The 18,055-nt window shown below is 60.5% G+C and carries 11 protein-coding genes and 1 pseudogene; 7 read left to right on the forward strand and 5 right to left on the reverse strand.

Features of this window, described 5'->3' with window-relative positions; genetic code table 11:
• Positions 1–124: 124 nt before the first annotated feature.
• The 4 genes and pseudogenes from ACP7BV_RS02990 to ACP7BV_RS03005 all read right to left on the reverse strand — a co-directional run bounded on the left by ACP7BV_RS02990 (position 125) and on the right by ACP7BV_RS03005 (position 7,484).
• Positions 125–754: a hypothetical protein gene (locus tag ACP7BV_RS02990; protein ID WP_426101348.1), complete on the reverse strand. Its 630-nt coding sequence runs from the start codon at positions 752–754 to the stop codon at positions 125–127.
• An 849-nt stretch (positions 755–1,603) separates the two neighbouring features.
• The gene (locus ACP7BV_RS02995) at positions 1,604–3,721 is read right to left on the reverse strand and encodes an HET-C-related protein (protein ID WP_426101414.1); all 2,118 of its coding nucleotides are present in this window, start codon (positions 3,719–3,721) and stop codon (positions 1,604–1,606) included.
• Positions 3,722–3,826: 105 nt separating this feature from the next.
• Positions 3,827–6,619 (reverse strand): annotated as a pseudogene (locus ACP7BV_RS03000) (type VI secretion system Vgr family protein); the annotation flags it as partial.
• A gap of 58 nt (positions 6,620–6,677) precedes the next feature.
• Positions 6,678–7,484, reverse strand: a complete 807-nt coding sequence (locus ACP7BV_RS03005) for a hypothetical protein (protein WP_426101350.1) — start codon at positions 7,482–7,484, stop codon at positions 6,678–6,680.
• Between the two features lie 284 nt (positions 7,485–7,768).
• Here ACP7BV_RS03005 and ACP7BV_RS03010 point away from each other — a divergent pair, with 284 nt between their 5' ends.
• Genes ACP7BV_RS03010 through tssA form a run of 7 tightly spaced genes read left to right on the forward strand, consistent with a single transcriptional unit; the run spans position 7,769 to position 16,957 of the window.
• Positions 7,769–8,569 (forward strand): M15 family metallopeptidase, encoded by an 801-nt coding sequence (locus ACP7BV_RS03010; RefSeq protein ID WP_426101352.1) that lies wholly within the window; start codon positions 7,769–7,771, stop codon positions 8,567–8,569.
• 17 nt (positions 8,570–8,586) lie between these two features.
• Positions 8,587–8,850 carry a PAAR domain-containing protein gene (locus tag ACP7BV_RS03015; RefSeq protein ID WP_426101354.1) on the forward strand — a complete coding sequence of 88 codons (264 nt, stop codon included), beginning with the start codon at positions 8,587–8,589 and terminating at the stop codon, positions 8,848–8,850.
• 45 nt (positions 8,851–8,895) lie between these two features.
• Positions 8,896–10,281: a hypothetical protein gene (locus tag ACP7BV_RS03020; RefSeq protein WP_426101356.1), complete on the forward strand. Its 1,386-nt coding sequence runs from the start codon at positions 8,896–8,898 to the stop codon at positions 10,279–10,281.
• 29 nt (positions 10,282–10,310) lie between these two features.
• The gene (tssM, locus tag ACP7BV_RS03025) at positions 10,311–14,147 is read left to right on the forward strand and encodes a type VI secretion system membrane subunit TssM (RefSeq protein WP_426101416.1); all 3,837 of its coding nucleotides are present in this window, start codon (positions 10,311–10,313) and stop codon (positions 14,145–14,147) included.
• Positions 14,147–15,133 (forward strand): type VI secretion system-associated protein TagF, encoded by a 987-nt coding sequence (tagF, locus tag ACP7BV_RS03030; protein ID WP_426101358.1) that lies wholly within the window; start codon positions 14,147–14,149, stop codon positions 15,131–15,133. Before tssM ends, tagF begins: the two co-directional genes overlap by 1 nt.
• Before the next feature lie 3 nt (positions 15,134–15,136).
• Positions 15,137–15,907, forward strand: a complete 771-nt coding sequence (locus tag ACP7BV_RS03035; protein WP_426101360.1) for an OmpA family protein — start codon at positions 15,137–15,139, stop codon at positions 15,905–15,907.
• Between the two features lie 27 nt (positions 15,908–15,934).
• Entirely contained in the window at positions 15,935–16,957 is a 1,023-nt protein-coding gene (gene tssA / locus ACP7BV_RS03040; RefSeq protein WP_426101362.1) for a type VI secretion system protein TssA, read from the forward strand.
• 79 nt (positions 16,958–17,036) lie between these two features.
• Here the strand turns inward: tssA and ACP7BV_RS03045 are convergent, their stop codons facing one another.
• Positions 17,037–18,017, reverse strand: coding sequence for an alpha/beta hydrolase family esterase (locus tag ACP7BV_RS03045; RefSeq protein ID WP_426101364.1), 981 nt, complete (start codon positions 18,015–18,017; stop codon positions 17,037–17,039).
• Positions 18,018–18,055 lie beyond the last annotated feature (38 nt).

Consider the following 18,055-nt stretch of genomic DNA (forward strand, 5'->3'; position numbering starts at 1 on the left):
ACCTAGTTAAAAAACCTGCCGCTCAATCCGATGCAGCCTGCTACGCCACTGCGATCTACAATTTACCGTGCTGGTCGCACGTGGTATATCTGATGCATTCTGCCGCTTTGTACAAACGCCAACGTCATTTGGCAGAATGGTCTATTAAAGAAAAACCGATACTTTCGATCGCATCGGTCTTCCTGGTTCCTTTGAGGTGAAAAAATAAAAGCACCTCATCGGAAAATTTCCCCTGCGGAGTAGAACAATCAAGTGTACCGCAGTGTACATATCTATTCCGATTAAGCTTGGGCCTTATCTCATCAAAGCCAGTGTATTTGTTGATAACAATTCCGTCGAATGTCAGCTTTCCGGCGAATGGCGCCTGCGGAGGTAGCCCGGAGTAGTGCACGGTATGTGGGTCCGTGAAATCATCTGGAAGAGAGATAAAAAGATTTACGAATTCCACCGTTTTCTGCTTGTCTTCAGTACCAACCTCTAGGCCAAGGCTATCCCATATGCACAACACGGCCCCCACCTTTGCGTTTGTACACCTCGACGGTGCCGAAATCGCAGCTTTCCAACTCTCCAAGGTACCACCCAACCGCACCTTCTTATCTGAAAAATAAATCCCGTCATCTTTCATGCTGATGGCAATACTAGCCCGAGCAGTAGTTGGTTTTGGCGAATCCGCCATAGCGGCGACAGGATTCTGGGCATCACATCCCATCAGCATGAGGGAGAACATGATTCCTAATAAATGACTCTTTAACATTTTTTCCTCGTCAATAAGTTGGTTCGCTAATGTAGTATCAGAGCGGAGGCGCCATCCTTGCCATTCCTGGGCAGCAGGCGCTACAGATCAGTCTGCGTATTGGTGTGATCCAGAGCGCATGTCAATTGGAAACATTAATCAGCGGTGGACAAGCCCATCTTGGCAATATCGTCGGATTCTTGCACGCCACTCAGCTGAAAAATTTGGTTTTGCTTCCATTCTAAGCGGAGGGCTAGTGGCATGCCAACCTTAGTCTGCAGCCCGTTGGGCACTCGCCGACGTCAACCGTCGGGTGGTTCTCTTAATGAAAAACTAATGCTTTCAACCGTATCGGTCATCCTGGTTCCCTTGAGGTGAAAAAATAACAGCACCCTATCGGAGAATGTTCCATGCGGTGTTGAACAGTCCAATGTCCCGCAGCGAACGTTTCTATTGCGATTGGAACGTACCTCATCGAACCCGGTGTTTTGATTTATAACAGCGCCATCGAATGTGAGCTCCCCGGAGAAACGCGACTGGGGAGGTAGCGCGGCGTAATGCACGGTATTTGGATCAGTCAAAAAGTCTGGAAAAGAGATATAAAGATTCTCAAATCCCACCGTTTTTTGCGTGTCTTCGGTACCAACTTCTAACCCAAGGCTATCCCAAGTGCACATAATGGTACCGACTTTGTTCTTTGTACACCTTGAGGGCGCCGAAATAGCAGCTCTCCAACTCTCCAAAGCCCCCCCCCAGTTGCACCTTCTTATCTAAGAAATAAATCGCGTCATCTTTCATGGTGATTTAGATAACTCGTGGACATTTTTCTGCCTTTTTAATAGATTAGATCAGAAACCCCTTGCTGTTCCATTATGGCTTTCCATGTGCTGCTGTTTTAGCTACGGCAGGCACAGTTGCATTAGGCTGTGCTGACGTAAATCTCAAAGGAGTCGTCGGCTTCGGTGGAGCAGGAAGGACTTTGCTCTTACCAAAATTAGGCGAGACTTTATTCGTTTCGCCGAACAGATCTTCATAGTACTTGTTGACGTAATCCCAGGTTGAAGCACTATCCTTTCGTATAGTTTCGATTTTTTTCCGCACTTCTTTCTCGTGCTGTCGCTTAAGCGTATGCCACAAAGTTGGATCCCCACCTTGCTTTATTTGCTCCGGGTGTCGAAGCGCCCAGTCGCGAACAATTTCATCTTGCCAGTGGCAATCATAAGGGTGCACTAAATATGAGGCCGCCCTTGCCGCCGGATCGGCGTCCTTGCGCCCGTCCCACCAGTTAGCGCCCAGAACATTGCCTACATCTGCTACCGCATGTTTGGCCAATGCTGCGGCGAGCGTGTGGAACGGATGATTATCATGGTCTTTTGCAAGCTGGGAGTGCGATGGATCAGTGGAATTGTGCTCGCCTGGATAACCTTTTAGTAATGTCTGTGAATCATCCACGCTGTTTCCGACGGTATGCAAGAGTGTCGAGAATACCCAGTTATGGATATTAATTAACAAGCCAAAAGTGTAATGAAAAATCTTCCTTTTTGTTTCCATTCCACGCATATTGTAAACGTAAGCGCGACCTTCGATATACCACAGGTAATATGTTACCCATTCATGATAATTATGTTCGCGCAGCATGATTAGGACAATTCTATCAGCCGGCGTGTGTGCCGTCGGGTCTTTCGGATCATACTCCCAATCGACCTTGAATAGAAGATCTGCGATGGTTCCCGCAGTACTTGCAACAACATCGTCGGGATTGAACATTCCTGTTACGATTGGTATCTTGTGGATACATGGCGCTGTAGCTGTCCAAGCCAACACATTTGTATGCCCAAGCTTGCGAAGAGAGAGTTCGACGAAATTACTGTGCGCGAAATAATCTTCAAGTACGTGCAATCCTGCGCCCAGATGGCGACAACCTTCCGATGTTGGGCCGAGGGCCACTGCGGTATTGATTTCTTTGCGCATGTAGTCGCGCGACGTAGAAATGTACCGCTTCATTGAAGTCGTCGGATCGATTGTAAGGCTTTCAGGTTTTGCCGGTGGATCGAAATCCGTATCAATTGTCTTTGGATCCGGCGCCGATTTTTTCGCACTCGTCGGATTATCGATATGTTCGACCGGTTTATAGACCCCTAGGCGCTCGCGAGTGACCGCGTACAACTTAATGTCTTCGCGTGATTCCTCTCCGACGAATTCAATAAACGCCATGATATTGACCAATGCTGTCAAGTTTTCGCGACTAGCAAGTTTCGGGAACTCCAGCGGCTCCCCGGCCTTGCGTACAATGGCCGGGTCCAACACTTGCGAATAATCGCGTAACCAATTACCAAAATAGATCCTTTTCAGCAGAATGTCATTGCGAAATTTAGTATGACTTGCGCGTAAAGCGAGCTCAATCGACCGATGGCCAAACGATGTCAACGGATGGTCCTTGTAATTCTCACCATACCCCGCCCCGAAGAATGATACCCGGCCTTCGGCACCATCTTGACGTTGGGCATCTTGAGCCTGAACGCGCTTGATTTCCTGGCGTATGTCGGCATAGTTTATCTTTAGCGGGCCCTTGTACTGAGGGGATGAATACGAAGCATAGATAGTTTCGTGAGTGTTTTGGTAATCAAAGAACGCGACTTCATAAGCGAACGCAGCGCCCTCTTCCTTCTCGGAGTCGCGTGCGATTGTCGATTTGCCGTCCTCGTCCTTGTCCGCAAGATCCTCCCGCAATACGACGTCAATATAGTGTCCAAATTCGTGGATTAGCGCAATGAGGAGTTCGCCCGACTCTTCGTTGTCTTTCACCGCACGATCGGCTGCCACTTGATGGGCCATGATGATGCGCGTTTCGTTGTCGAAGGAGGCCGGGTAATGCCCGCCGGTCATCAGCACGATCTTAGGATTAGGTATCGTTCCTTTTTTTAGTCCATCTTGCAACTTGAGATAGATCGGTGCTGGGATATCGAAACCAAAAACGTGGACCAGCATCCCGACAAATTCGGCTTTGTTTAGCCTCTTCGCTGCCGCAGTCAACTGATCAAAGGCGAAGGTGCTTTTCAGGACTCGCGCCACTGCGAGTTCGACCGCAACAACTGGCAACACAGGAAGCTTGTAACTCGATTTCTGAGGCCCATCGAACGATTTTTTGCCTGCGTGGATGGTGATTTTCCCGGGGCACTGCACAGTAATATTTCCACCGTCAATCGTGATGTTCGCGCCGCCCGCAGTCGACAAGCTGATGCTCTTGGCTGCGGCCCAGTCGACATGCGCATTGACGCTCACGAGACTGACCTCATCCCGCGCCTGCGCGGTGAGGGTATCAGCCAACGCCTGGATGTCGATAGCATCTCTGGCGGCAATCATCTGCAAACCGAGATTGCCCTCACCGGCTGCCACTGCGCCGCCGAGCATGCCAATTGCCTGCCCGCTGTGCACACGCATCTGGCCGCCGGAGAAGTACTGGGTATCTCTCCCGCTCATCAACGTGACAGTTTCACCGTTGGCTAGCTGCACGCTCTGCCCCGCCGTTATGCCAAAACCCGCCTGTGCGGAAATCGCAATGATCGCGTCCGTCGATTGAGGAAGCGTGGACTCGCGAGGCTTGGTATTTTTTTTCTCGGCGTCGCCCTTGGCGTCGCGCAGACTAGTTGCGGCCACCATGCCCGAGACCGACTTCATCAACGCTGTTAACGGCGCGCTTTTGATATCAAGCGTGCTTACGTTAGCTTTGGCCGCACCCGCGTGCGACGCGAGCCCTACGGTCTTGTGCGTCACGGCCGCATCACTGAAGGTCTTGGCCAACGTCACTGCTTGCTTGAGCATCGCAATCCCCGGCGCATTGTCCCCCACCGGATCACGGCTGGCAGCAGCGTGCGCCGTCTTGTAACTCGTAATCAACAACCCCGCCCCGGCCCGCACCGCACCGTAAGCATCGGTACGCAGTTCAGCTCCGCTGCCCCGAAAGCTGCCGCGATAGTTATCCGCGCCGTGCACCAGATGCCCAAGATTGAGCTCACTGCCCGCGTGGCTGCTCTTGAGCTGGATGCGCCCCTGCGCATCGGTGTCGTCAAACAGCAACTGGTTGTAGCCGTTTGCGCCAAACTCCTTGCTGCGCACGCCCCACTGTGCGGCGCCGTTGCGATGGCCTTTCGACTCCGCAGATGCGCCGTGCCACAACGGACTGTTACCACCGGCCACATTGCCCTGCGCAGAAGGCGCATGGTCGTGCGCGGGACCAAAGCGCGCCGACTGGTCGTCACCCTCGGCCGCACCGCCAGGCGTGGGCGCAACACCACCTTCGCCCTGCCCGTTGTACAAGGCGCCGACAATGATCGGCCGGTCAATATCGTTCTCGAGGAACTGGACGAACACTTCCTGCCCGATACGCGGCAGGAACTGGCTCCCCATTCCGCCCCCGGCCGAGCGCTGCGCAACGCGCACCCAGCAAGTGGCGTCACCCTTGTCCTGCCAGTGAAAGCGGATGCGCACCCGTCCCAGCCGGTCGCAATACAATTCGTCGGCGCCACTGGCCTGGTCATGGCCATCGGGTCCGACCACGATCGCGCTTTGCGCGCCCGGCGCCGTCGGGCGATGGTGGCCGCGCCCGTCGCTGCCCTCAAGTTGCGGGCGCCACGTCACGTCGGCCGCCACTGCCTCAAAATAATTCGCATAACCGCTCTTGCGCGCCTGCGCGACCACCAGTGCAAACTCCTCCGGCCCCTTGCCGCGCACGATCTCTTGCAGCAGCTCCGGTATCGGTCCAAACAGCTCGGCCAAGGCCTGCTGCGCCGGCGACGGCAAATTGTTTACGCCCACGCTGGTCACGCGCAGCACGGCAAACGGGGCCGCTTCGCCCAGTTGCTTAAGCGGTGCATCGAGGATCGTCAAGCGGGTGCCGGCGCGCAGCGTGCGCAGCGTGGACCGCCCGCGCCACAGGTGGCCGCGCGCTTCCTTGCCCTGCATCTGCAACTCGGCATAGCGCTGCGCCTGGGCCGAGTTGGCGTAAGCGTACTGGCCCGGCACATCGTACGATTCAAGCTGGGGAATCTGGCTGCCGTTTTGCAGGCGCGACGGCACGCTTGCGCTGACCGCCTGCTTGGCCTTGTAGTCGTAGCTGAGCACCGTGGTGAGCGATGCGCTGATCTGGCGCTGCGAGCGCAAGGCCTGCACCGTATCCTGCTTTTCGCCGGCGCGCACATTGTGAAAGCGGATGCCGCCGTCAGCCTTGCTGCTCGGGTCTTCAGGAATCGCGCTCAGTTGCGCGGTGTCGGCAAACAGCACCGCGCCGGCGCCGTCGTCGCCCTGTTCAAAGCGCCACGCCAGGCCTTCTTCGGTCAGCAAGCGCCGCACGAAGTCGAGGTCGGACTCGCGGTACTGGCAGCAGTAGCTGCGCTCGGCGGCGCCCGCCATGAACGGGCCCGCCTCGTCGCTCCAGCGCCACTTGGCCACCGCGCCGTATGCCGAGAATACGTCTTCGACGATCTCGATCACGGACTTGTCTTGCCACACGCGGCTGTTGCGCACCTGGCTCAAGCGCCACAACCATGGCGACAGGCGCAGGCGATAGCGCGCCAGCCCCCCTTCACTACCCAGCATGGCCACTTCGCTGATGTCGCCGTCAAAGCTGGTGCGGGTGCCGTCGGCCAGGCTCACCTCCAGGCTGGCCGACTGGCCCAGCAAAGGCGCCAGCGCAATGTGGGCATCGGTGGAAACGACAATCACGTCGCGCCCGCCAATGCCTTGCACCGCGTCGTCGGCGGCAAAGGCCTCCACCAGCAGACCACCGGAGCCATGATCGCCGCCGCCGCCCACCGTCAATGCGTACAGGCGGCTGGCACTGGAAAACTGCGACAGCACGGCGGTAATTTTTTCGGTCAGGGTCGTCATTGTGGTCCGTATTCACATTCTTGATGTTGGCAGCGCAAAAATGTGCGTACCGGGTTCGTTATTTGCATGCGGCTTCACTCTTGGCACCCGCACAAATGCGCGCCCGGCACTGGCTTGCCTCGGCCGCGGAATCGAGCGATTTGCACTGCTGGAGCTTGGCCGCGACGCCGGTGCCGGTCTTGGGCTGGGTCGCTTTCGAGTGCGCCACCAGGGCCGCCAGCAGGGCCACGTCGTTGTCAACCGGCACCGCTGCTTTCGGTTCGACTTTCTTTTTCGGCGGCGTTACGGCCGCATGACGCGGACGCGGCGTCACGTTCGACGCGGGGGCGAGCACCACAGGCTTTTTCGGAACCGCTTTCGCAACCGGACGCACCGGCTTGACGGCGTGCGCAGGCGCGGCGGGGCGCGTTACAGCGGCCGGCGCAGCGTCCGCCGACGCGCTCGCCGTACCGTCCTTCGCCTGCGACGCGGGCATGCCGTGCTCAAGCATTTTGGTCAATTCGTCAATGGCTTGTTGCTTGTTCGCCGCCGTATCTGCCTTTGGGGCACTCGCTGGCACGTCGGTCAAAATGGCAGCTGCGGGCACGTCGACTGCCGTGCCCCGCATGGGCGCTTCACTCGTCGTGGCCGTATCAGAGGACGCCGCGGCCGGCAGCGGCGCGCTGCCGGCCGCCACGATTTCCTTCTCGCCTTCGCTCATCAGCCACAGGGAGCTGCCGGCGCCCAGCGCCAAGACGGTGACCCCGGCCGCCAGCCAGGTGTACATGCCGCGCCGCGACTTTCCGGCGCCGGCCGTGGTGCCGGCAGGCTTGCTGTCAAGCCCGCTAAGTATCCGGTGGCGATCCGCTTCAGCCTGTTGATCCATCGAAAGTAGGCTGGGCCGACCCGAGGTCGGCGGACGTTCATCGCTATGTTGCAAAATGTGCTCCTTGTTAATTTCTGCATAACTTTACGCTATCCACACAATCCATGCGCTTGGTAGAATTTCAACTGTGCGAAAACTAACACAAATTAACATTCAATTGGACTTAAGATTATCAGAACTTCAAGTTATACTAATAGGCAATTTTCGCAGTATCGCATAAACGAATTGAAGAGGTCCACGTGTTCTTGCTTGCGGTAGCAGCATATTTCTTCCTGGCGTGCCTGGTGAGCTGGCTATTCCTGTTCCCTGCGGGACGCGAATTTTTCCTGGCCACTTTGGCCGGCGTCGGCTTGCGCGCGCACAAAAATTTGGGCAAGCTTGCGCGCCGTCAGGGTGAAGGTGTTGTAAAGATACAGCAGTCGGGACGCAATTCATTGCGCAATGTCATGGCGTTTGCACGGCAGCACTATTTACTCTGCCTTGGCGGCGTGGCCTTGATCCTGATCCCGCCGTCGCTTGCCGTCGTGTTGGGATTCGACATGACCTTGGGTGGCTACGGCACCAGCACGCACGAGGCCAACAGCCAGGTGGTGGCCTTGATCGAAGGCGAGCAACTGGTGCCGCCGCCCGCCCTCCCGCCGGCCGTGTTCGCCACGGTGGAAGTGGAACAGGAACGCCCGATGCTGGTCTCGGCAAGCCGGAAATGGGACGAGATGGACCCCGTATTTACGCAAACACTGTTGCAAGTATTTAAAGTAATGAAAGAAACACACGGTTACGATATGGCAATTCTGGAAGGTTACCGCAGTCCGGAGCGCCAGAACAAACTGGCCGCGATGGGTTCGAGCGTGACCAATGCGGCCGCCTTCCAGAGCTGGCACCAGTATGGCCTGGCGGCCGACTGCGCGTTCCTGCGCAACGGCAAGATCGTCATTACCGAGAAGGACCCGTGGGCCATGCGCGGCTACGAACTGTACGGGCAGGTGGCCGAATCATTCGGACTGACCTGGGGCGGTCGCTGGAAGATGATGGACTTTGGACACACGGAATTGCGCCGGCCCGGCGTAATGAAGCGACATAAATAATTGAATCGGAGAGCAGCATGCCAGGACCATTGATCAGATTAGGCGACAAGACTTCGCACGGCGGCAGCGTGCTCGAAGCGTCGACCCACAGCGACAGCGGCGGCATCGGCATCGCCCGCGTGGGCGACAAGACCAGTTGCCCGATCCATGGCAACGGCACCATTGCCAGCGGCGACATGACCATGATCGTCGACGGCAAGCCGGCCGCGCGCCACGGCGACAAGGTCTCCTGTGGCGCCCTGCTCATCGCCGGCCAGCAAGCGACGGTGGACCATGTCTGAGCCGCTGCCTGGCATTGCGCCTGAGCGCCGTAAGGTACCTGCCTGATGCGTACCTGGATCAAGGTCACTTTGCTGGTCCTGCTTGCCGTTGGCTTGAGCTGGGGCGGCGCCATTTGGTTTTGGCGCGCCACCAACCGCATGCCGGCCACGCAGGACCTGGTGCTGTATCTGGTGATGCTGCCGCTGGCGTTGCTGCTGGCGTTCTGGCTCGGGCGCAAATTGATCGATGCGATTGCCGCCGCGCCCGTCGCTGCGGCGGCTGCGGCCAGCGCCGAACCGGCAGCCCCGCCAGCACCCAAGGCAGCGCCTTTGGCCCTGGTGGCGGTATCCCTGCGCACGGCCCACGGCGCGCGCGCCGACGAACTGTCCGGCGCCATCCTCGAGCACAAGGCGCGCGCCGAGCTGGACCCAAAACTGGTGGACGAGCACGGCTTTCCCGTCATGACGGCGCGGGTCGAAGAAGCCGACGACGCCGGCTTGCAGGAAGAAGTCACAGAATGGTTCACCCAGAAAGGCGGTCCTGACCTCGACTTTGACGAGCCCCAGTGGCGCGCCCTGGTCCTGGCCACGGCCGTGGCGGGCGAACTGGCCAGCGCCGCCGCCGGCAGCCTGATGCCGGCCGAAGGCTTGCCGCCCGTGCTGCACCTGCTGCCGATCCTGCCGTCCGACTGGACGCTCGAACAGCGCCGCGCCGGCGGCCTGTGGCTGCAGCACGTGGTCAGCCAGCGCGGCTGGCCGCTGGCGCGCATCGCGCTGGCAGCCGAAGTGCCGGGCGACCCGCGCGCCGCCAGCCCGTCGGCGGTGCTGGGCCGGTTGGCGCACCAGGGCATGCTGAGTGGCCTGCCGGTGGTTGGCATGCTCGTCGCCGGCGCCTCCGCTCTGGCCGACGCCAGCATCAGCAAATGGGAAGCGAACAACACGCTGTTTACCGCCACCCGTGCGCAAGGACTGGTCCCCGGCGAAGGCGCGGCCGGCCTGCTGCTGACCGACCTGCGCCAGGTCCAGGCCATCGACGGCGCCGTCTACGCCATGCTCGACCTAGAGGCCGACACGCCGCGCCACAATTCGGCCGACGAAGCAAAAAAAGCGGACGCCAAACTGCTGGTGACGATGACCGGAAAAGTGCTCTCCAGCGGCGGGGCCGAAGCCGGACAAGTCGCCATGCTGGTGGCCGACACGGGCCACCGCACCAGCCGCGTGCTCGAACTGATGGACATGACGGCGGTCGCGCTGGCACACCTGGACCCCGACACCGATGTGGTGCGCGTGGGCGGCGCCTGCGGCACCTGCGGCGCGGTGCCCTTTGTCACCGCGCTGGCCGTGGCGCATCACCACGCAATCGAACTTGCAGCACCCGTACTTTGTATTAGCAACGAAGATCCATACCGTCGCAGCGCCGTCCTGGTGCGGCCTGCAGCGGCTTTGTCCTGAATGTTTTCCCAAGCGAGTTACCAACGATGATGCGAACCACCTGGCAGTTTCTGACAACCCGCACAAGCCTGCTCGTAATCGGCTGGCTGGCCTTTGCCGCCCTCCTGCTGCTGGGCGCCGCCTTGCTCGAGGTGCCGATGTCCTATGCATTCGGCGTGCTCGCCATTGCGTTCGCCATCGGCATCATGGTCTGGCTGTGGCGCCGCCGGCGCCGCACCAAGAATGCCGCCGCACTGGGCGGCATGCTCGACTCCCAGTTCAATAATGCGCCCGCCAATCCGGCCCAGCGCCAGGAATATGACGTCATCAAGAAGCGCATGCTCGACGCGATTGCCACCATCAAGGGTTCCAAGCTCGGCCAGCTCTCCGGCGACGCCGCGCTGTACGAACTGCCGTGGTACATGGTTATCGGTAACCCGGCCGCTGGCAAGAGCACGGCAATCGCCAGCTCGGGCCTGCAGTTCCCTTTCGCCGACAGCAAAATCGTGCAAGGCGTTGGCGGTACCCGCAACTGCGACTGGTTCTTCACCACCGACGGCATCCTGCTCGATACCGCAGGGCGCTTTTCGGTGGCCGACGAAGACCGCGCCGAGTGGCTCGGTTTTCTGAGCCTGCTGAAGAAATACCGCAAAAAGGCGCCGATCAACGGCATCATCATCGCCGTCAGCGTGGCCGAACTGACCGGCAACCGTCCCGAGTTTGCCATCAACCTGGCCAAGAACCTGCGCATGCGGGTGCAGGAATTGACGGAAAAGCTTGAAGTGCACGCGCCGGTCTACGTGATGTTCACCAAGGCCGACCTGATCACCGGCTTCAATGAATTTTTCCAGGATGCCGAACGCGGTGAGCGCGACCGCGCTTGGGGCGCCACCCTGCCCTACAGCCAGGTGACCAGCAACCAGCAGGTGCTCGACCAGTTCGACAAGCGTTTCGACGAACTGTACGACGGCTTGAAAGACATGAGCCAGGCCAATATGGCACTGCAGTGGCGCGAACGCATGCCCCCAGGCGTGTTCACGTTCCCGCTTGAGTTCTCGGCCATCAAAGCGCCTTTGCGCGCCTTCATCGCCACGCTGTTCGAGGAAAACCCGTTCCAGTTCAAGCCGGTGTTCCGCGGCTTTTACTTCACCAGCGCGCTGCAGGAAGGCGAGTCGGTATCGGCCTCGTCCAAGCGCGTGGCGGACCGTTTCGACATCAAGCTGCAGCCGCTTGAACACGAAGCCGCGCACAATCAGCACGGCTACTTTTTGCTCAACCTGTTCCGCAAGGTGATCTTCGCCGACAAGGACCTGGTCGCGCAGTACGCAAGCCCGAACAAGACACGCCTGCGCTACGCCGCCTTCTTTGCCGCCACCGCGCTGGTGGGCTTGACGCTGGGCGGCTGGAGCTGGTCGTACATGAGCAACCGCCAACTGGTTGCCAACGTCGAAGCGGACCTGAAGCAAGCCGTCAAGCTGCAAGAGCAGCGCACCGACTTGCAGTCGCGCTTTGAAGCGCTCAAGGTGCTGCAAGACCGTATCGAACAGCTGGAAAAATTCCGCGACGACCGGCCACTGTCGCTGTCGATGGGCCTGTACCAGGGCGACCTGCTGGAACGCAAACTGCGCGAAGAATATTTTGCCGGCGTGCGCGAGGTGATGTTAAAGCCGGTCACGCAGTCGCTCGAGACCTTCCTCGGTGAAGTCAACAACAACGCGGCGCAGCTGCAACCGACCGCCAAGCTTGGCGCCGACGCCCTGCGCCCGCCCGAGCCGGGCGCCGCCGGTTCGCCCACCGCCATCGCAGCCGCTGCCGTGTCGCCATTGATCGCCGCACCCACCACCAGCATGCTGTTCAAGGACGCTTCGCCCACCAGCGCCGAAGACGCCTACAACGCGCTCAAGACGTACCTGATGCTGAGCGAAAAGCCGCGCGCCGAAGGCGGCCACCTGAACGACCAGCTCACGCGCTTCTGGCGCGGCTGGCTGGACGCCAACCGCGGCGCCATGTCGCGCGAAGACATGATCCGCCACGCCGAGCGCATCATCTCGTTTTACATCGCCCAGACCAGCGACACCTCGTGGCCGACCATCAAAGAGCCCAAGCTGGCCCTGATCGACACCACGCGCGACAACCTGCGCAAGGTGGTGCGCGGCATGCCGGCGCGCGAACGCGCCTACTCCGACGTCAAGGCGCGCGCGGCAACGCTGTTCAAGCCGATGACGGTCGCTTCCATCGTGGGCGACCAGGACAAGACACTGATCCTGGGCAGCCACGCCATCCCGGGCGGCTTTACGCGCGAGGCGCTGCAGTATGTGCAGGATTCTTTCCGAGAAGTGGCCAACAAGGAGCTGCAAAGCGCCGACTGGGTCCTCAAGACCGCCACCAGCGACGACCTGACCGTCAGCGGTAGCCCGGAGCAGATCCAGAAGGCCTTAATGGACATGTACACCGCCGACTACGTCAAGCAGTGGCAAATGTTCGTGCAGGGCGTGACGATCAGCGAGCTGCAAGGCTTTGACGCCGCCGCCATCGCCATGAACCGCCTGGGCGACCCGCAAACCTCGCCGCTCAACAAGTTGATCGCGACCGTCTACGAACAGACCTCGTGGGACAATCCGTCGCTGGTTGGCGCCGGTCTGCAGCGCGCCAAGCGCGGCGTGGCGGGCTGGTTCAAGGAAGTCATCTTGCGCCAGAAACCGGCGCAGCTGAACGTCAACATCCCGGCCAACCCGCAGGCGGCGAACGGCGCGCCGCTGCCGCTCGGCCCCGTGGGGCGCGAGTTTGCCGGCGTGGCGCGCATGGTGGTGGCGTCCGACCAGGGCGCCTCGCTGATGGGCGGCTACATGGGCCAACTGTCCAAGCTGCGCACCCGCTTTAACACCATCAAGAACCAGGGCGACCCGGGTCCGGGCGCCAAGCTGCTGATGCAGCAAACGCTCGACGGCAAGGACTCCGAACTGCACGAGGCGCTCAAGTTCGTCGACGAACAGATGCTGACCGGGATGACCGATTCCCAGAAACTGGCGATCCGCCCGATCCTGGTGCGTCCGCTGATGCAGTCGTTCGCCGTCATCATCAAGCCGACCGAGATTGAAATGGACAAGGTCTGGCGCGCGCAGGTGTTGCAGCCGTTCCAGAAGGGCGTCGGCACCAAGTTCCCGTTCTCGTCGGCTGCCGGCTCCGAGGCGAGCAACGAGGAAATCGGTTTGATCTTCGGGCCGTCGGGCGCGATCGCGAACTTTTTCACCACCACCGTCGGTCCGCTCGCGTTTCGGCGCGGCGACGAGATCGAAGCGAAAAAATGGGCCGACATGGGCTTGACGCTGGCGCCGCAAGTGCTCAGCGCCTTCCCTGGCTGGATCGCGCCGCTGAGCGCGGCCGGCGTCGCCAACGTGGCGGCCGCCGCTCCGAGCACCGAAAGGCAGACCATGTTCGACCTGCAGGCGCTGGGCGCCACGGGCGCGACCGAGTTCACGCTTGAAATCGACGGCCAGTCGCTGCGCTGGAAGGGCCAGCCGCAACCCTGGGTGCACATGGTCTTCCCGAATGCGCAAGGCCAGCCTGGCTGCCGCATTACCGCCATTACCCCTGACGGGCGCACCGTGGTGGTGCTCAACGAGGCCGGTGCCTTTGGTCTCAAACGCATGATCGAAACGGCCAAGCGCGAACGCCTGGACGGCGGCGCCTTTAAATTGACATGGGAAAGCGCGGGCGTTTCCGTCTCGGCCAACGTGAAGATCATGGGCACGCAACAACCGAGTGCACCGGTGCGCGCGGCCGCCACCACCACGCCAGGATTCAAGAACCTGAAACTGCCCGAGTCGATCATTGGCGTAGCGCCTGCGCCCACCGCGACCGCAGCACCGGCGAAGGGAGGCGCGTAATGACCCGTACCCCAACACCGACTGCGGTCGGCTATTTCGGCAAAATTCCCAGCCGCGGCGACTTCGTCAAAGGCAGCGACAATCCGGCCCTGATCAAGGTGCTCGACGACTGGCTCGCCTTTGCGATGGACCTGATGAGCAGCGACGCGCGCTGGAAGCTCCATTACGACTCGGTGCAGCCGCTGCATTTTGCCTTTATCGGTCCGCGCCGCCGGCATGCGATCGCCGGCCACATCGTGGCCAGCAGCGACCAGTCGAGCCGCCGCTTCCCGTTCCTGATGATGAGCACGATGGAAATTGCCGAACCGGGCACCTTCGTGCCCGACGCGCCGCTGGTGCTCAACCGCCTGTGGAACCGGCTCGAATCGCTCAGCAACAACGTCATCAGCGCCGACGACGCGACCGCGCCGCTGCAGGCAGCTGCCAGCCATGTCATCGACCTCGATTTGCGCTCGACGGCGTACGACGCCGCGTTCCAGGATTTCTTGGACATGAACACCATCGGCTCGCTCGACGCCATGCTGGCGCAGTCCGACTTTACCGGTTCGGTGCGCCAGGTGCTGCTCGCGCTGGGCTTTTTGCTGCAGCCGGTGATGGCAAGCAGCTCGAGCCGGCTTGAAAAAAGCCTGCTGCTGCCGTTGCCGAACGACCCCATGTACCGCAACCTGGTGGCCGCGTTCTGGATGCACCTGATCACGCCGTTTTTGGCGCGCGCCGACTTCGAGCTGGCCCTGTTCATCACTCGCATCGGCGGTAAACCGGTGCTGGTGCTCGGCTTTAGCGGCGCTTCGGCCGAAACGCTCAGCGCCATCATGGACCCGGTGGCCGCGGCCGAACGCCACATCACCTTCGACGAACTCGATTGGGTCGAAGAACAGGTCAACGACGACTACGCCATCAAAAAGCTGTCCTCCTACTTAAGCCAGTCCACCCTGTCACTCAAATCCGCGCTCGACTCCCTGCGCGCGGCGTTCATCGGAAACTGAAATATGCGCCAATTAGCCACCCTCGTTTTATTGTTCGCCATCGCCGGCGGCGCGCTGGCCCAGAACGCCGCGCCGCAGCCCGGCCAGGTGCTTGTCAGCGGCACCGTGCCGGACGAAGCCAGCAAGGCCAGCGTACTGGCCAAGCTGCGCGCCGTGTACGGCAACGACATCGTGGTCGACCAGATCACCGTCGGCGCCGTCACCGCGCCGCCGAACTGGAATACCTATGTCGACAAACTGATCACGCCCGAACTCAAGCAGATCACGCATGGCGAACTGAAGATCGACGGCAGCACCGTCAGCATGAAAGGTGAAGTGGGCACGGAAGCGGTGCGCCAGAAGCTCGGTGAAGGCGCCCAGGCCAGCCTCAATTCCACCTACACGATCAGCAACGGCCTGCGCGTCTCGGCCGGCGCCGACCAGAACGCGATCGATGAATTCCTCAAGAAGCACACCATCGAGTTCGAGAGCGGCAAGGCGACGCTGACCCCGGCCGGGCGCGCCATCCTCGACGAAATGTTCGGCCTGCTGCGCAAGCAAAAGGAACACAAGATGGAGCTGATCGGCCACACCGACAACGTCGGCCTGCGCGCCACCAACCAGGGCCTGTCGCAGGCACGCGCCGAAGCGGTCAAGTCCTATCTGGCCAGCATGGGCGTCAAGAGCGACTTGATGACCGCTTCCGGCCAGGGGCCGGACCGCCCGATCGCTCCCAACGACAGCGTCGAGGGCCGCATGCGCAACCGCCGCATTGAATTCCGCCTGGCGCAGTAAGCGCCGCTTTACGCATACAAGGACACCATGTTTTTAGCCGACCAGCTGTTAAACCCCATCCGCGACGACAAGCCGGCCGGGGACGATTTGTCGTTTTCGCCCGAACTCGACGCCATTACGCAGGCCCGCAAGTTTGACGACGCCTCGCTCGACCAGGGCGAATGGGTCACCGAAATCAAGGAAGCCGACTGGGACTTCGTCGTCAAGAAGTGCTCCATGCTGCTGCAGCAAAAGAGCAAGGACTTGCGCCTGGCCGTGTGGCTGGCCGAAGCCGGCGCCAAGAAGTACCGCATGCGCGGCCTGGCCGAAGGCTTGCTGGTGATTGCCGGGCTGCTCGACAAATTCTGGGACCTGGGACTGTATCCGGAGTCCGATGGCGACGACCATGACCAGCGCATCGGCAACCTGGCCTGGATCTTGGCGCGCGTGCCGGCAATGCTGCGCGAGATGCCTGTCACCGACGGCAATAGCAGCAAGTACACGTCGATCGACTTTGAAACGGCGCGCAAGAACCCGAACGGCGACATGAAGCTGACGGATCTGGAGAACGCCAAGCGCGCCAATTCGACGCCCTTTCGCACCGCCTTTGCGGCTGACGCGCAGTACTGCATGGAAGCGCTGCAAAAGCTGGAAAAAGCGGCGGACGAGCGTCTGGGCCAGGACAGTCCCGGCTTTGCCAGTGCGCGCGACGCGCTCGATTCGATGGCGCGCCTGATGCCCGCTACCGGCCCCGTTTCGCCCGTTACTGAGGGACCAGTTACGCAAAACCCTGGTTCGCCTGAAAACGGCGATGGCAGTGCGCATGTCAGCCAGAGTGTTCACATGGGCCCTCCCGGTGCGATTCATACCCGTTTCCAGGCGCTGAGCCAGCTTCGCGCCGTGGCCGATTTCTTCCGCCGTACCGAGCCGCATAGCCCGGTGTCGTATTTTGCCGACAAGGCGGCAGACGCCGGCGACCAGGACCTGGCCGCGTTCCTGCGTTCGGTGGTCAAGGACCCGGCGTCGATGGCGCATATTGAAGAGCTGCTGGGAATTAAACCGCAAGAGTAAGCGCTTAGATGGCAGTTTTTTGCCAGAGTCAGCACTGTTTGTTGAGAATGCGATGGCTTGGTATTCTCAACGAACTGCCTTACTGGGGCTTAACAGCCTGAACGCGCTTATGCTCAAAGAAACGCCACGCGGCTTCAGGCGTATTCCCGTCATGATTCATCTCCCCCAACAGCTTGCGCAGCAGCCAGGTAAGGTCTTCCGTCCGTGACGATCCGGTGTGCCCGCCACCGTCAATGCGCAGCAATTCCATTTGCAGCTGCGCCGGATCGGCGCCCCAGGTCAGCCGCGTAGCACTGGTCGGGTCGCCCGCTTGTAGGTGCGGGTAGCGATAGCTAACCGGTGCGTCCGCCAGAGCGGCAAGCGTGCGCCATACGGCTACCGACTCATCGACCGAAAGACCGCTGCCACGACCCGTCAGCCCGAACGCGGTCACAGCGCCGCCGTACGGCGCAATCTTGTCGGCAGTCCCATGGGTGATGAATACCGGCAGTGGAGGCGTCGGCGCCTTGCAACTGCTGCGCGCGGCCATCAGGCTACTTTGCACGCCGATGGCCGCCAAGCGGGGGCCAAGCTCGATGCCGGCCCTGTAGGCCATGCGGCCACCGTTGGACGTACCGAATAGATAGATGCGCCTCGGGTCCGCGCCAAACTCGGCAATTGCGCGATCGATCAGGACGGACAGGAAACCGGCGTCATCGACCGGTGCATTGGTCGTGGCATCGGCGCGGCAATCGTTCCAAGCCTGTTTGCCGTTGCTCGCATTAGTACCGTCGGGTGCAATGAGCATCACTTTCCTGCTCTCGGCCAGCTTGGCCCAGTCCTGCGAGCGAAAGGCGCCAAACGATTCCTGCCCCAGCATCCATGCCGCGCTGGCGCCATGGCCATGCAGGAGAATGACGACCGGGCGCAGAGTCGGCGCCAAACCATCCGGTTGCAAGACGCGGAAGTGGCGCACGCCTTCCGGACGCACAAGGTCGTGGTTTGAAATGGTCGCGGCGTGCGCCGCTTGCCAGCCCAGCAGGCTGGCAAACAGAAAGGCGGCTTTTGTGCGAACCCTCATCGGTGTGGCGCAGTGAAATACGGTTTTGGATTGAACGA

This window comes from Massilia sp. TSP1-1-2 (genome assembly GCF_049896185.1).
Classification (GTDB): domain Bacteria; phylum Pseudomonadota; class Gammaproteobacteria; order Burkholderiales; family Burkholderiaceae_D; genus Telluria_A.